We start from the raw sequence: 14,629 nt of genomic DNA, 5'->3' as shown, positions 1-14,629 counted from the left end.
CGTCGTCAGCGCGATCCGCTTCTCGAACGCCTTCTCGGCTTCGGGCGTCGCGGTCGCAGGTCCCCAGATCGGCGTGCGGATCGCGCCGGGCGCGACCACGTTGACGCGAATGCCGCGCGGCGAGAGCTCCGAGGCCATGATCCGCGCCATCGCCCGCACGCCGGCCTTGGCGGCGCCATAGGCCGAATAGCCGGGAATGCCGAGCACGGAGATCACCGAGCCGTTGAGGACGATGGAAGCATTGTCGTTGAGATAAGGCAGCGCGGACTGAACGGTGAAGAACACGCCGGTCAGATTGGTGCTGATGACCTTCTCGAAGACCTCCAGCGTGGCCGACCCCAGCGGCGTACCGCCGGCGATGCCGGCATTGGCGAACAGGATGTCGAACTTGCCGAACTTTTCGGCGCCCTTCTTGATCGCAGCTTCGGTCGCGGCAATGTCGGTGGCGTCGGCGGCGAGCGCGAGCGCGTTCGGCCCGAGCTCCTTCGCGGCCGCCTCGAGCGTCTCCTTGTTGCGCCCGGTGATCACCACCTTGGCGCCCTCGGCCACGAACAGCTTTGCCGTTGCCAGTCCAATGCCGCTATTGCCGCCGGTGATCAGGGCCGTCTTGTTCTTCAGTCTCACGTTCGCCTCCAGTGGTTTCATCATAAAACTACGATTGCCATCTAAGCCACCTGGTTTTAATATGCAACCACAAGAGCGCGTGAACGGTGACAGGACCGTGCGATCGCGAAAGGACCAGATCATGGTGAAACGGACGAGCTTCGAGGGGGACGCCTGCCCGATCGCGCGATCGCTGGAGGCGATCGGCGACCGGTGGTCCCTGCTGATCATCCGCGAGGCGCTGTTTGGGCTGCGCCGCTTCGGTGAGTTTCAGAGCAAGCTCGGCATGGCCAAGAACATCTTGTCGACGCGGCTGCGCGCGCTGGTCGATCACGGCATCCTGACCACGGCCCCCGCCTCCGACGGCAGCCCTTACGAGGAATATGTGCTGACGCCGAAGGGCCGCGGCGTCTTTCCGGTGTTGGTAGCGCTGCGCCAATGGAGCGAGGAATTCGACGATCGCCCGTCGGAGATCGCGACCATCCTGGTCGATCGCGAGAAAGGCCGACCGGTGAAGAAGCTCGAACTGCGCGCGGAGGACGGGCGACTGCTCGCCCCCGCGGACACGACGCTGAAGCCGCGGCCGGCGCCGCGGCGGCGGTCGGCGGGATAAGGACGCACCGCCACCCCAACCGTCATTGCGAGCGAAGCGAAGCAATCCAGAATCTGACCGCGGGGAGACCCTGGATTGCTTCGCTGCGCTCGCAATGACGGGATGGCGGGACTTGTACAAGACATCGACAGCGTCAAAGATGGCGAGGTCCCACCAAGCTGGCACCACCATGCCCCTGCTCGCCATCGCCTATTTTTCCATCTCGGGCACCACCGAGAAGCTGGCGCATGCGGTTGCGCGCGGAGCAGATGGCAGAGCGCAGGTCACGCTGTGTCGCATCACCGGCGGCGACATCGTGTCAGGCCGCTTTCAGAATGAGAGCTTACTGGAGACGATCGATGGCGCCGACGCAGTTGCGTTTGGCAGCCCGATCTATATGGGCGGACCAGCCGCTCAATTCAAAGCGTTTGCCGATGCTTCAAGTGATCGATGGAGCCAGCAGCGCTGGGCCAACAAGATCGCAGCCGGGTTCACCACGGGCGCCTGCGCAAGCGGCGATCAACTCCACACACTGTCCTACTTTTCCATTCTGGCCGCGCAGCATGGCATGCTCTGGTGCGGACTGGATATTCCCGGTGGCGAGGATCCGAGCGGCCGCAATCGTTTGGGCAGCCAGCTTGGCCTGGCGACGCATTTGATTGACGGCTCGTTGCCGGAGAGCGACCTCGGCACGGCCGCATATCTCGGCCTGCGATTGGCCAAAATGGCAAGCCGCAACGGCTAACCGCACCGTCGTTGGAGCAGTACATCGCCCCCTTCACGACAGCCTGCGCTTGCTCCGCAGCCGCAGATGCTCGTCCGCCTCGAGCTTGGTCATTCCCAGGAGATAATGCAGCACGTCGAGCCTGTGCCGTTCGGCAAGCTTGCGCAGGGCCCCGACCTGCTCGGCGATGAAGGCGACCGCCTCCTCGACGCCGCCCTCCCCCGGTTCCTCGTGACGCAAGCCTCCCCCCGCGCGCGATGCGGCGCCCGCCCGTTTCTTTCCTGGCTTAGTCACCAGCCCCCACCCGAATCCATGCCCCGCGGCAACATTACGCCGACATCGACCGCAACTCAAAGGTGGTATTTTGCAACTTTCTCGATATGAAACTTTTCCCATCGGGAGGGCTCTCAACAGCCCTCGATTTGACAGCGACGGCCTCACCACCCATGTTCGGGACGAAAGGGCCGACCCGAATCTCATCGAATTCGGCCCCAAATTTCCCCATAAGTTACTGGAACTACATGAATATCGTCATTGTGGAGTCGCCGGCGAAAGCCAAGACGATCAACAAGTATTTGGGCTCGTCCTACGAGGTTCTGGCCTCGTTTGGCCATGTCCGCGACTTGCCGGCAAAGAACGGCTCCGTCGATCCCGACGCCAATTTCAAGATGATCTGGGAGGTCGACCCCAAGGCGGCCGGCCGGCTCAACGACATTGCCAAGTCCCTCAAGAACGCCGATCGCCTGATTCTCGCCACCGACCCTGATCGCGAGGGCGAGGCCATCTCCTGGCACGTGCTGGAGGTCCTGAAAGAGAAGCGCGCGATCAAGGACCACAAGATCGAGCGCGTGGTGTTCAACGCCATCACCAAGCAGGCGGTGACGGACGCGATGAAGAATCCGCGCCAGATCGACGGTGCACTGGTCGACGCCTATATGGCGCGCCGCGCGCTGGACTATCTGGTCGGCTTCACCCTCTCCCCCGTGCTGTGGCGCAAGCTGCCGGGCGCCCGCTCGGCGGGCCGCGTGCAGTCGGTGGCGCTGCGTCTGGTCTGCGACCGCGAGCTCGAGATCGAAAAGTTCGTTGCGCGCGAATACTGGTCGCTGATCGCGACCCTGCTGACGCCGCGCGGCGACGCCTTCGAGGCCCGTCTCGTCGGCGCCGACGGCAAGAAGATCCAGCGCCTCGACATCGGCACCGGCGCGGAAGCCGAAGACTTCAAGAAGGCGCTGGAAGCAGCCGCCTACGCGGTGACCGCGGTCGATGCCAAGCCGGCCCGCCGCAATCCGCAGGCCCCCTTCACCACCTCGACGCTGCAGCAGGAAGCCAGCCGCAAATACGGCTTTGCGCCGGCGCACACCATGCGCATCGCGCAGCGGCTCTATGAAGGCATCGACATCGGCGGCGAGACCACCGGACTCATTACTTATATGCGTACCGACGGCGTGCAGATCGACCCGTCCGCGATCACCCAGGCCCGCAAGGTGATCGGCGAGGATTACGGCAACGCCTATGTGCCGGACGCGCCGCGTCAGTACCAGGCCAAGGCCAAGAACGCCCAGGAAGCCCACGAAGCGATCCGGCCGACCGACATGTCGCGCCGTCCCGACAGCATGAGCCGCAAGCTCGAGTCCGATCAGGCGAGACTCTATGAACTGATCTGGAAGCGCACCATCGCGAGCCAGATGGAATCGGCCGAGCTGGAACGCACCACGGTCGACATCACGGCGAAGGTCGGCGGCCGCACGCTGGACCTGCGCGCCACCGGCCAGGTCGTCAAGTTCGACGGCTTCCTCGCACTTTACCAGGAAGGCCGCGACGACGAGGAGGACGAGGACTCCCGCCGCCTGCCCGCGATGAGCCCCAACGATGCGCTGAAGCGGCAGTCGCTCGCCGTCACCCAGCACTTCACCGAGCCGCCGCCGCGCTTCTCCGAGGCCTCGCTGGTCAAGCGCATGGAAGAGCTCGGCATCGGCCGGCCCTCGACCTATGCCTCGATCCTTCAGGTGCTGAAGGACCGCGGCTACGTCAAGCTCGAGAAGAAGCGCCTGCACGGCGAGGACAAGGGCCGCGTCGTAGTCGCGTTCCTCGAAAGCTTCTTTGCCCGCTACGTCGAATACGACTTCACCGCCAATCTGGAAGAGCAGCTCGACCGCATCTCCAACAACGAGATCTCCTGGCAGCAGGTGCTCAAGGATTTCTGGACCGGTTTCATCGGCGCGGTCGACGAGATCAAGGATCTGCGCGTCGCCCAGGTGCTCGACGTGCTCGACGACATGCTCGGACAGCACATCTACCCGCCCCGCACCGATGGCGGCGACATCAGGCAATGCCCGAGTTGCGGCAACGGACGGCTCAATCTCAAGGCCGGCAAGTTCGGCGCCTTCGTCGGTTGCTCGAACTATCCGGAATGCCGCTACACCCGTCAGCTCGCCGCCGACGGCGAGGCAACGGCCGATCGTTCGCTCGGCCAGGACCCGGATACGGGCCGCGATGTCTGGGTCAAGGCCGGGCGGTTCGGCCCCTACATCCAGCTCGGCGAGCAGAAGGATTATGCGGAGGGCGAGAAGCCGAAGCGCGCAGGCATTCCGAAGGGGATGTCCCCTGGAGATGTCGAGCTCGAGCTTGCGCTCAAGCTGCTGTCGCTGCCGCGCGAGATCGGCAAGCATCCGGAAACCGGTGAGCCGATCACCGCGGGTCTCGGCCGCTTCGGGCCGTTCGTGAAGCACGAGAAGACTTATGCCAGCCTCGAGGCCGGCGATGAGGTGTTCGACATCGGCATCAACCGCGCGGTGACGCTGATCGCGGAGAAGATCGCCAAGGGCCCGAGCCGCCGCTTCGGCGCTGATCCCGGCAGGGCGATCGGCGATCATCCCACCCTCGGCACCGTCACGGTAAAGGGCGGCCGCTACGGCGCCTATGTCACCGCGGGTGGCGTCAATGCCACGATCCCGAGCGACATCGAGAAAGACGCCATCACGCTGCCGCAGGCAATCGCGCTGATCGACGAGCGTGCGGCCAAGGGCGGCGGCAAGAAGCCGAAGAAGGCGGCGAAGCCGGCCAAGGCCAAGAAGGCTGCGGCGAAGGCCGCCGACGGCGATGACGCCGCACCAAAAACCAAAAAGCCGGCCGCGAAGAAGGCGGCCAAACCCAAATCCGAATCCACCAGCAAGGCGCGCGCAGCCGTGTCGTCGACGGCCAAAACGTCACCGACCAAGGCAGCTGGCGCCAAAGCTCCGGCCAAGAAAAGTGCCGGCACCAAATAGAGGCTAAGTGAAACGCAAGAATGACCGTGGCTTTCCCGACAGGGCAGCCATCGTCGCCTTCATCAAGGCAAATCCCGGAAAGGTCGGAACCCGCGAAATTGCACGCGAGTTCGGCCTGAAGAACGCCGACCGCATCGAGCTCAAGCGCATGCTGCGCGAGCTCGCCGACGACGGGCTCGTCAAGAAAAAGCGCCATACGATTTCAGAGCCGGACAGCCTCCCGCCGACGCTGGTCGCCGACATTACCGGCCGCGACGCCGACGGCGAGCTGGTCGCCTCCCCCACTGAATGGGACGAAGTCGAAAGCGGCGAACCGCCAAAGATCCTCATCACGATGCCGCGCCGGCCCAAGCCCGGCACCGCAGCAGGCGTTGGCGATCGCGCGCTGCTGCGCGTCGAGCGCTCCGACGAGACCGAAGGCCCGGCCTATCGCGGCCACATCATCAAGGTCTTCGACAAGACCAAGAGCCGCATTCTCGGCGTCTTCCGCAGCCTGCCCGAAGGCGGCGGACGGATCATCCCCGTCGACAAGAAGTCCGCCGACCGCGAGCTGAATATCGCCCCGACCGAGACGCACGGCGCGCAGGACGGCGATCTCGTCAGCGTCGACATCATCCGCTCGCGCGGCTTTGGGCTGGCGTCAGGCCGCGTCAAGGAGAAGCTCGGCTCGGTCAAGTCGGAGAAGGCGATCAGCCTGATCGCGATCTACGCGCACGACATCCCGCTACAATTCCGTCCCGCGGCAGAGCGCGAAGCCGAAGCGGCGGAGCCGGCCAATTTGAAGGGGCGCGAGGACTGGCGCGATGTGCCGCTGGTCACCATCGATCCGCCGGATGCCAAGGATCACGACGACGCGGTACACGCGCAGCCGGATCCTGATCTCAACAACAAGGGCGGCTTCATCGTCGATGTCGCCATCGCCGATGTGAGCTTCTACGTGCGACCGGGCACCGCGCTCGACCGCGATGCGCTCGATCGCGGCAACTCGGTCTATTTCCCCGACCGCGTCGTGCCGATGCTGCCCGAGCGCATCTCCAACGATCTCTGCTCGCTGGTGCCGGGCGAGCCGCGCGGCGCGCTCGCGGTGCGGATGATCATCGCGCCGGACGGGCGGAAACGGTCGCACAGCTTCCACCGCATCCTGATGCGCTCCGCAGCCAAGCTGAACTATGCGCAGGCGCAGGCCGCGATCGACGGAAGGCCGGACGACACCACCGGCCCCCTGCTCGATCCGATCCTGAGGCCGCTTTATGCCGCCTATGCCTGCGTCAAGCGCGCGCGCGACGAGCGCGATCCGCTCAATCTCGATCTGCCCGAGCGCAAGATCCTGCTCAAGCCCGACGGCACGGTCGACCGCGTCGTCGTGCCCGACAGGCTCGACGCGCACAAGCTGATCGAGGAGTTCATGATCCTCGCCAATGTCGCGGCAGCCGAGATGCTCGAGAAGAAGTCGCTGCCGCTGATCTACCGGGTGCATGACGAGCCGACCCTGGAAAAGGTCCACGCGCTCGCGGAATTCCTGGCGACGCTGGACGTTCCGTTCGCGAAAGGCGGCGCGCTGCGCCCCGCTCTGTTCAACCGCGTGCTGGCGCAGCTCGAAGGCCACGACCACTTTCCGCTGGTCAGCGAGGTCGTGCTGCGCGCCCAGGCACAGGCCGAATACTCTTCGGAGAATTACGGTCATTTCGGCCTGAATTTGCGCCGCTATGCGCATTTCACCTCGCCGATCCGCCGCTACGCCGACCTTGTCGTGCACCGTGCGCTGGTTCGCGCGCTCGGCCTCGGCGAAGGCGCGCTGCCCGACACCGAGACGCCGGAAACGTTGAGCGAGGTCGCAGCTCATATCTCAGTGACCGAGCGGCGCGCGATGAAAGCGGAGCGCGAGACCGTCGACCGCCTGATCGCCCATCACCTCGCCGACCGCATCGGTTCGAGCTTCCAGGGCCGCGTCTCCGGCGTCACGCGCGCCGGCCTGTTCGTCAAGCTCGCCGAGACCGGCGCCGACGGCCTGATCCCGATCCGATCCCTCGGCACGGAATATTTCAACTATGACGAGGGCCGCCACGCCCTGGTCGGCACGCGCAGCGGCACCATGCATCAGCTCGGTGATGTCGTCGACGTCCGCCTGATCGAGGCGGCTCCGATCGCAGGCGCATTGCGCTTCGAGCTGCTGTCCTCGTCCGGCGAGACCGCACCGCGGGGCCGCAGGTCCTCCGGTCCGCAACGCCGCCCCTCGTTCAAGGCGCACCCCGGGCGCAGTCCCGACAAGAAGCGCAAGCCGGACAAGCCGAAGAAGCCCGGCAAGGGGAAAACGGCCAAGGGAAAAAGCAAGGGCAAGGGCCAGAAGGGCAAGGCATGGTGACGACGAGCACGGCGCCGAAGATCTGGACCCGCGACACCGGCCTCGTCGAGAAGCGCGACGTCTTTGCTGCGATGAGGCGCGGCTTTCGCGGCCGCTGCCCGCGCTGCGGCGAGGGAAAGCTGTTCCGCGCCTTCCTGAAGACCGCGGATAACTGCTCCGTCTGCGGCCTCGATGTCACGCCGCATCGGGCCGACGATTTGCCAGCCTATCTCGTCATCGTCATTGTCGGGCACATCGTGGTGCCGACTATTCTGTGGATCGAGACCAACTATACGACGCCGGTCTGGATCAGCTTCGCGGCCTATCTGCCCTTCACCTTCGTCGCCTCGCTGGCACTGCTGCAGCCGGTGAAGGGAGCCGTGGTCGGATTGCAATGGGCTCTGCGCATGCACGGGTTTGACGAGAACCCGACGGATGGTATTCCGCCGGTGTAAGCAAAATAAACAAGAAGTGGTTTGGGTGAGGACATGACGGATACGTCGCAGGCAGCCGACAAGGCAAAGATCCACGAGGGCAAGGAAGCCGATCATCATCCCTATTTCCGCCCTAGGGATGCCGCGACACTGATCCTGGTCGACCGCAGCGGAGCCATTCCAAAAGTCCTGGTCGGCAAGCGCCACGACAAGGTGGTGTTCATGCCCGGAAAATTCGTTTTCCCGGGCGGCCGCGTCGACAAGGACGATTATCGCGTACCATGCGCGGCGCCGATCACCGCCGAGCTGGAAGCCAATCTCGCCAAGGGCAGCCCGAAGACGCCGGCCTCGCGCGCAAAATCGCTGGCCATCGCCGCGATCCGCGAAGCCTGCGAGGAGACCGGTCTCTGCTTGGGACGCAAGGCCGAGGGCAAGGCAAAACTCGAAGGCGCCTGGAAGCCGTTCGCGGATGCGGGCCTGTTGCCGGATCCCTCCAGCCTGTTCCTGATCGCGCGCGCGATCACCCCGCCCGGCCGCGTCAAGCGGTTCGACACGCGCTTCTTCACGGCGGACGCCTCCGCGATCACCCATCGCGTCGACGGCGTGATCCATGCCGATGCAGAGCTTGTCGAACTGGTCTGGGTCGAGCTCGGCTCGAAGCCGCTCGCCGATCTGCATCCGATGACACGCAATGTGCTCAACGAGCTCGACGCGCGCCTCGCCACCGGCCCGCTCCGCCACGATGCGCCGGTGCCGTTCTTCCATTTCTACGGCGGCAAGATGCAGAAGGATATTTTGAGCTGATCAGTTCGTGACGTCCGCATTGTCCGCGTCGGGCTCGGTGCCGACATAGTCGCGCGCGGGAAGGTTCAGCACTCGCCCGAGCTCGCTGGCGAAGCGACTGGCTTCCTCGCGCTTGGTGAAGCTCATCAGCGTGATCGGCTCGGTCCCTTTGTTGCCGCAGAGATTGACATCGTATGTCGTCAGCTCCGGATCGTCCTCGTCGGTCATGCTGATGAAATGATAATCGGCGAGATCGCGATGCTTGCGAAAATTCAGCGGGCCGAACTGCCTGGTGATGACGATCTGGCGCAGCGTCTCGTTCAGCACGACGAAGGTGCGAAAGGTGAGCAGGATGATTCCGGGGATGCCGACGAGCAGCCCGAGTCCCGTGAACACCAGCACCGGCATGAGATCATCGGCGAGCCGCCCAAAACCGGAGAAATCCTGCCGCAGGCCCAGCGCGACATTCCACAGCAGATAGAAGCTCGCCGCCAGCAGCGGCAATGACAGCAGCCGCCCGACCCGGGGCATGGGCCGGTCGATGCGGACGATGCGCCCGTCCACGGTCATTGCACCTGCCATCGAAGGTCTCCTCGGGAGCGAAAGTCATGGCTTGGTCGGAGTGAGCCGTGGATCGGTTCGATGGGACTCCTCCGTCATTCCGGGCGCGGCCCGGAATGACGCGAATGTGCTGAGGGCGTCGCGAAAAACAAAATAATCTTCCTGCCTCCCCCGATGGCGGAGTTCCGCGGCGTGCCTATGTCTTCGGGAACGACACCAAGAACGGACACCGGGCGATGGCACAACGGCAACTCAAGCTTGGCGCGTTCATGCGCCCGATCAGCATCCACACCGGCGCCTGGCGCTATCCCGGGGCCTGGCCGGACGCCAATTTCAACTTCGGCCACATCAAGACGCTGATCCAGAAGCTCGAGGCCGGCAAGTTCGACGCCTTCTTCATGGCCGATCACCTCGCCGTGCTGAACATGCCGGTCAATGCGCTCAAGCGCAGCCACACGGTCACCTCGTTCGAACCCTTCACGCTGTTGTCGGCGCTCTCGGCCGTCACCGAGCGGATCGGCCTGATCGCGACGGGCTCGACCACGTTCGACGAGCCCTATCACGTCGCACGGCGCTTCGCCTCGCTCGACCATCTCAGCGGCGGGCGGGCGGGCTGGAACATCGTCACCACCTCGAACCCGGATGCGGCGCTGAATTTCGGCCTCGACGACCACATGGAGCACGCCGAGCGCTACAAGCGCGCCCGCGAGTTCTACGACGTCGTCACGGGCCTGTGGGATTCCTTTGCCGACGACGCCTTCGTGCGCGACGTCGAAAGCGGCGTGTTCGTCGATCCCGCCAAGATGCATGTGCTCGACCATCACGGCAAATATCTGAAGGTGCGCGGTCCCCTCAACATCGCCCGCCCGGTCCAGGGCTGGCCGGTGATCGTGCAGGCCGGCGCCTCCGAGGACGGCAGGCAGCTCGCCGCCGAGACCGCGGAAGCCGTCTTCACCGGCGGCGGCAGCCTTGCCGACAGCCAGAAACTCTATGCCGATATCAAGGGCCGCATGGAGAAGGTCGGCCGCGATCCTGAACACCTCAAGATTCTGCCCGGCGCCTTCGTCGTGGTCGGCGACAGCGTCGACGAGGCCAGGGAGAAACGCGCGCTGCTCGACAGCCGCGTGCATTACGACAGCGCCATCGCCTCGCTCTCGGTCATCCTCGGCACGGATGCCTCCGGCTTCGATCCGGATGGGCAATTGCCGGAAATCCCGGAGACCAATGCCAGCAAGAGCGGTCGCCAGCGCATGGTCGACCTCGCGGCCCGCGACAAGCTCACGGTGCGCCAGCTCGCCCAACGCGTCGGCGGCTATGGCGGGCTATCCTTCGTCGGCACGGCCAAAACCATCGCCGACCAGATGGAGGAATGGCTGGTCGGGTGCGGCTCCGACGGCTTCAACATCATGTTCCCGTTCCTGCCTGCCGGCCTCGACGATTTCGTCGACAAGGTGGTCCCGGAGCTGCAGCGCCGCGGGATTTTCCGGAAAGAGTACGAAGGGCCCACTTTGAGAGAGAATCTGGGCCTGCCTCGGCCCAAAAACCGGTTCTTCGAGGCGTAATCGGCCTGATTTGGGTGCTTTTCGAGCCCTAAAATCTTGACATCAGGCGGTTTCTGGCTAGGTTGCCGGCCAACGCGGGCCATTTGGCCGGCTCCAGATTCCCTTCATTCCTGAGGTTCTGAACATGGCCAAAGCGGTCACCATCAAGGTCAAGCTCGTGTCCTCGGCCGACACTGGCTTCTACTACGTCGCCAAGAAGAATTCGCGCACCATGACCGACAAGCTGGTCAAGAAGAAATACGACCCCGTGGCGCGCAAGCACGTCGAATTCCGCGAAGCCAAGATCAAGTAAGATCGCGGAACGTAGAAGACTTTTGCGGGGCCCTTTCGGGTCCCGTTTTATTTTGGCCCCTCTCTCGTGTCCGGATACGCGGCAGCGCCCCGTGGACGTGACGCTACGCTGCGAGCTGGGCACGAGGGCTGAGCTCGGCACAGCGAGTCATGGCCAGATTTTTTTCAACCCTCGGTTGCTCGTTCCCGAATGTATGTTACCGTGCACTTGCCGGGCGGAAATTTCCGTCCGGATTTGGAAGGACATGGTCATGAGATTCTCATCAAGCCTTGTCGTGCCTTCAACCATCGCTGTCTTGTCGACCGTCTTGCTGTGCGCGCCGGCAGCGTCGCAAATCCCAACCGGCTCCGCCGCCACGATTCCTCCCGTCACGGTCGACGCGCCGAAACAGGTGACAAGGCCGCACGTGTCGGAGCGAGGAGCAAACACAATTGCGCCGCGTCGGACTGCCTCAACAGCTCAAACGTCAGTCGCGCGAACGCCTTCGTATGCGCCGGGTTCTGTGATGGGGAGGATTGCCAGCCTGGAGAAAGTCGCCAGCAGCTGCAACGGTGGCTGTGCATCAAGCTTCCCAAGCGGCAAAGATCCCTGGGTTGGATGCAGCGTGTCGGGCGGCAACATAGACTACGGACCTTTCTCGCCGACCTGCCGAGACACCATCACCCACAAATCCTACCTGGACTGCGTCGAAACCAGGACGTTCCTGGGCGACAACCGAAACAAGGCTCACTGGTTGTGCAGCAGTCTGGCCGCCGGCAACAGGTTTAAGGTCGCCGATCTCAAGCGGTCAGGACGCACGCGTTAGTCCATCCCGTCCGCCGGCTTTCTGGCGCAGTTGAACTTAGCTCTCCTGTCGTAAGTTCGCGGACGTCACGGAGCTTGAATAGTCTTGGGCGCTCGCGTGTCCCGGGCGCGCTGCAACGCGCAGCGTTGCTGCGCAGAGCCGGGACCCAGAAAGCCACACAATACAACCAGCGACAGGGCCCCGGCTCTGCAACGCACCGCTGAAGAAGCGCCGCGCTGCGCCGGGGCACGAGAGCGCGAGGAAGCGTTGCTTCTGGAACTGTCGCCTCCGCTATGCGCTCCCGCTTCGGCTGATCACGCGAGACGATCAGGGCGCTGCGACTGCAACCGTTTCTTCGATAATCTCAGTTGTCCATTTTCGCTGGTCAGTATGGATGAGTATAACCGTGAAACGGACGGTCTCCTACCTTGGCCTCCCATGTTCCAGCGTTGAGGACAAAGCTCGCTGATCTGAAGACCATGTTCCCTCCGTTGGGTTCGCTATTGTGAATTGATATCGCTCAGCTCCGTTCGACAACTGAGCGTTGCTGCACCTCAATAAGCGCGGCCCTGCGGCATCTCTCGCGGACCGGCGCGGTGACGTTCGAACAGGCGGGCGCGATCATCGCGGCTCTGGCCATGTCTCTTCACAAGACGTCGCCACCGCCGGAGCTCCCCTCCATGCGCGCGTATATGGAGAGCGAGTTGCGGCACGACGACGGCAAGGTCCCGAAGCACGTCGCCACTGACATCCTCACCCTGATCGATTGCCTGTCGACCGGCGGCGAGCTTTGCCATTGCGACCTTAGCCCCGGCAACGTGATCATGACTGCGGAAGGCCCCAAGCTCGTCGACTGGACCTTCGCGATGCGCGGGCCCGCCGCCCTCGATCTTGGGTTCTTGCATGTCATCCTGTCCGAGCTCGGCCCGGAAATAGCCGACAATCCGGAGCGGCCGCGCGCGACCAATGCGGCGGCGCAATCCGAATATGCGCGGCTGGCCGGCATGTCTCTGGCGGAGCTAACGGCGGCAATGGAGCCGTATTTGCCTATCGTCCGCACCTTCGTCGTCCTCGGAAAAGTGGTGCCTGCGCTGCGGGAGCAACTGATCCAGCGCATCGAAGCGGGGCTGCGCGCGAAAGACTGAACCGTCCGCAACCTCGATTCCTGTTCGCCGTCTCAGGGGCGCTCTCGATCACCGAGCAAATCTCGGCAGCCAGTGGAGCCGTTTGGCACAATCGGGTTGTATCGGGAGGCGGCCCTCGCGCTTGGTACAGCCAAAATCGGCATTCTTGGTCCTGTTTTATAGCCGGGCGCAACGCATCTATTCGCTGACGACCGGCGACCGGAGCGATCCCGATCCATCAGGATGGTGGGAGTCCCGGTCAATGCGGAGCGGAGATTGCGGACACGAAGACACGAGTTCCACACAGCCTGACATTCTGTGGATGCCGGTGCGTCCACGCTCTTTGCATTATTCGACCAAGAGACAAATGACCGAGGAGATAATTCCCATGAAGGCGATCGTTGTAACGGACCAGGCCGCAGGAAGGGCCGGGATGAAGCTCATGGACCGGCCCGAGCCGCAGGCAGCGATAAACGACGTCGTCGTTCAGGTTCATGCGTCGGGATTTGTACCGACTGAGCTGGCGTGGCCCTCGACCTGGACCGATCGCCTCGAACGTGACCGAACACCGTCGATCCCTGGGCACGAGCTGGCCGGAGTGGTCTCCGCCCTCGGATATGGCACAACGGGACTATCAGTCGGACAGCGGGTGTTCGGCCTCGCGGACTGGTATCGCGACGGCACGCTGGCCGAGTATGTGGCGATCGAGGCACGCAACCTTGCACCGCTGCCGGGCGACGTCGACTTTACGGTAGGTGCGAGTCTGCCGATCTCGGGCCTGACGGCGTGGCAAGGGCTGTTCCAACACGGCCGCCTTCAGGCGGGGCAAAGCGTCCTCGCTCACGGAGCGGCCGGCGCAGTCGGGTCGATGGTGACGCAACTCGCACGAGAGGCCGGCGCCTACGTCATCGGCTCTGGACGCGCCGCCGACCGTCAGACAGTGCTCGACTTCGGCGCGAAGGAGTTCGTCGACCTCGACAACGATACCCTGAAGGACGTGGGCAAAGTCGATCTGGTGTTCGATGTCATCGGCGGTGACATCCAGAAGCGATCCGCAGCACTGATCCGAGCCGGAGGAACATTGGTGACGATCGTGGGGCCGGCCGAGACGCGGCCCTCCGAGGGTCTGGCGGTCGACTTCGTCGTCGAGTCCGATCGAGCCCAACTGAGTGAGATCGTACGGCGGGTGCGGGACGGACGACTGCGGACGAATATCGGCAACGTCTCGACCCTCGATGATGCCGTCGCCGCGTTAAATCCGACCAAGCGACGCAAGGGGAATACGATTATCCACATTCGTCCCTGAGAGACGCACGCCCATTGATGCGCGCGACCGGCCGGCGATCACCAGCAGCTCGGATGCCCGCTGGATTATCCGCCGCGATGGAGACGAAGCATGCGCTTCCGCCCTGCCTAGCACTACTTTGGCAGAATGTGTTTTCGCCGCTGTTTTTCAAGGATTTTCTTTCGGCAATATGAGCACTGCTGGGGCGGCGGCCGAAGGATGAGATCGACGATGGCGTGACGTACGGCGGGCATAGTCGGTTGAGGCGGAGGCCCGTT

13 protein-coding genes are annotated in these 14,629 nt (G+C 63.9%); 10 read left to right on the top strand and 3 right to left on the bottom strand.

Features of this window, described 5'->3' with window-relative positions:
• A partial coding sequence (locus tag IVB32_RS09730) for an SDR family NAD(P)-dependent oxidoreductase (protein WP_247410260.1) occupies positions 1-624 on the bottom strand: 624 nt, incomplete at its 3' end.
• A 121-nt stretch (positions 625-745) separates the two neighbouring features.
• Between IVB32_RS09730 and IVB32_RS09725 the strand changes: the two genes are divergently transcribed.
• Both IVB32_RS09725 and IVB32_RS09720 read left to right on the top strand, forming a co-directional pair.
• Positions 746-1,216, top strand: a complete 471-nt coding sequence (locus IVB32_RS09725; RefSeq protein WP_247369735.1) for a helix-turn-helix domain-containing protein — start codon at positions 746-748, stop codon at positions 1,214-1,216.
• Positions 1,217-1,385: 169 nt separating this feature from the next.
• Positions 1,386-1,940 carry a flavodoxin family protein gene (locus tag IVB32_RS09720; RefSeq protein ID WP_247384517.1) on the top strand — a complete coding sequence of 185 codons (555 nt, stop codon included), beginning with the start codon at positions 1,386-1,388 and terminating at the stop codon, positions 1,938-1,940.
• A 33-nt stretch (positions 1,941-1,973) separates the two neighbouring features.
• Here the strand turns inward: IVB32_RS09720 and IVB32_RS09715 are convergent, their stop codons facing one another.
• On the bottom strand, positions 1,974-2,213 hold the full coding sequence (locus IVB32_RS09715; RefSeq protein WP_085351397.1) for a hypothetical protein: 240 nt from the start codon (positions 2,211-2,213) through the stop codon (positions 1,974-1,976).
• Positions 2,214-2,440: 227 nt separating this feature from the next.
• Between IVB32_RS09715 and topA the strand changes: the two genes are divergently transcribed.
• Genes topA through IVB32_RS09695 form a run of 4 tightly spaced genes read left to right on the top strand, consistent with a single transcriptional unit; the run spans position 2,441 to position 8,764 of the window.
• The gene (gene topA / locus IVB32_RS09710; protein ID WP_085383371.1) at positions 2,441-5,185 is read left to right on the top strand and encodes a type I DNA topoisomerase; all 2,745 of its coding nucleotides are present in this window, start codon (positions 2,441-2,443) and stop codon (positions 5,183-5,185) included.
• A gap of 7 nt (positions 5,186-5,192) precedes the next feature.
• Positions 5,193-7,547: a ribonuclease R gene (gene rnr / locus IVB32_RS09705; RefSeq protein ID WP_018458335.1), complete on the top strand. Its 2,355-nt coding sequence runs from the start codon at positions 5,193-5,195 to the stop codon at positions 7,545-7,547.
• Entirely contained in the window at positions 7,541-7,981 is a 441-nt protein-coding gene (locus tag IVB32_RS09700) for a DUF983 domain-containing protein (protein WP_018458336.1), read from the top strand. Before rnr ends, IVB32_RS09700 begins: the two co-directional genes overlap by 7 nt.
• A 33-nt stretch (positions 7,982-8,014) precedes the next feature.
• The gene (locus tag IVB32_RS09695) at positions 8,015-8,764 is read left to right on the top strand and encodes an NUDIX domain-containing protein (protein ID WP_247369729.1); all 750 of its coding nucleotides are present in this window, start codon (positions 8,015-8,017) and stop codon (positions 8,762-8,764) included.
• Here the strand turns inward: IVB32_RS09695 and IVB32_RS09690 are convergent, their stop codons facing one another.
• Positions 8,765-9,325 (bottom strand): hypothetical protein, encoded by a 561-nt coding sequence (locus IVB32_RS09690; RefSeq protein ID WP_247369727.1) that lies wholly within the window; start codon positions 9,323-9,325, stop codon positions 8,765-8,767.
• A gap of 215 nt (positions 9,326-9,540) precedes the next feature.
• Here IVB32_RS09690 and IVB32_RS09685 point away from each other — a divergent pair, with 215 nt between their 5' ends.
• The 4 genes from IVB32_RS09685 (at position 9,541) to IVB32_RS09670 (ending at position 14,372) form a co-directional block, all read left to right on the top strand.
• A complete protein-coding gene (locus IVB32_RS09685; protein WP_247296507.1) occupies positions 9,541-10,866 on the top strand; it encodes an LLM class flavin-dependent oxidoreductase in 1,326 nt (441 codons plus the stop codon).
• Between the two features lie 124 nt (positions 10,867-10,990).
• Positions 10,991-11,158, top strand: a complete 168-nt coding sequence (gene rpmG, locus IVB32_RS09680) for a 50S ribosomal protein L33 (RefSeq protein ID WP_007603295.1) — start codon at positions 10,991-10,993, stop codon at positions 11,156-11,158.
• Positions 11,159-12,538: 1,380 nt separating this feature from the next.
• The gene (locus IVB32_RS09675) at positions 12,539-13,087 is read left to right on the top strand and encodes a phosphotransferase (RefSeq protein ID WP_247369722.1); all 549 of its coding nucleotides are present in this window, start codon (positions 12,539-12,541) and stop codon (positions 13,085-13,087) included.
• A gap of 367 nt (positions 13,088-13,454) precedes the next feature.
• Positions 13,455-14,372, top strand: a complete 918-nt coding sequence (locus tag IVB32_RS09670; RefSeq protein WP_247369719.1) for an NADP-dependent oxidoreductase — start codon at positions 13,455-13,457, stop codon at positions 14,370-14,372.
• Positions 14,373-14,629: the final 257 nt, after the last annotated feature.

The sequence above is a fragment of the Bradyrhizobium sp. 23 genome (genome assembly GCF_023073295.1).
Taxonomy (GTDB): Bacteria; Pseudomonadota; Alphaproteobacteria; order Rhizobiales; family Xanthobacteraceae; genus Bradyrhizobium; species Bradyrhizobium canariense_D.
This window is presented reverse-complemented; position numbering and strand designations above follow the sequence as displayed.

Coding starts and splice junctions, on each gene's coding strand:
- IVB32_RS09700 (WP_018458336.1), top strand. CDS start 7,541: ATGGTGACGACGAGCACGGCGCCGAAGATCTGGACCCGCGACACCGGC.
- rpmG (WP_007603295.1), top strand. CDS start 10,991: ATGGCCAAAGCGGTCACCATCAAGGTCAAGCTCGTGTCCTCGGCCGAC.
- IVB32_RS09695 (WP_247369729.1), top strand. CDS start 8,015: ATGACGGATACGTCGCAGGCAGCCGACAAGGCAAAGATCCACGAGGGC.
- IVB32_RS09685 (WP_247296507.1), top strand. CDS start 9,541: ATGGCACAACGGCAACTCAAGCTTGGCGCGTTCATGCGCCCGATCAGC.
- IVB32_RS09720 (WP_247384517.1), top strand. CDS start 1,386: ATGCCCCTGCTCGCCATCGCCTATTTTTCCATCTCGGGCACCACCGAG.
- topA (WP_085383371.1), top strand. CDS start 2,441: ATGAATATCGTCATTGTGGAGTCGCCGGCGAAAGCCAAGACGATCAAC.
- IVB32_RS09725 (WP_247369735.1), top strand. CDS start 746: ATGGTGAAACGGACGAGCTTCGAGGGGGACGCCTGCCCGATCGCGCGA.
- IVB32_RS09690 (WP_247369727.1), bottom strand. CDS start 9,325: ATGGCAGGTGCAATGACCGTGGACGGGCGCATCGTCCGCATCGACCGG.
- IVB32_RS09670 (WP_247369719.1), top strand. CDS start 13,455: ATGAAGGCGATCGTTGTAACGGACCAGGCCGCAGGAAGGGCCGGGATG.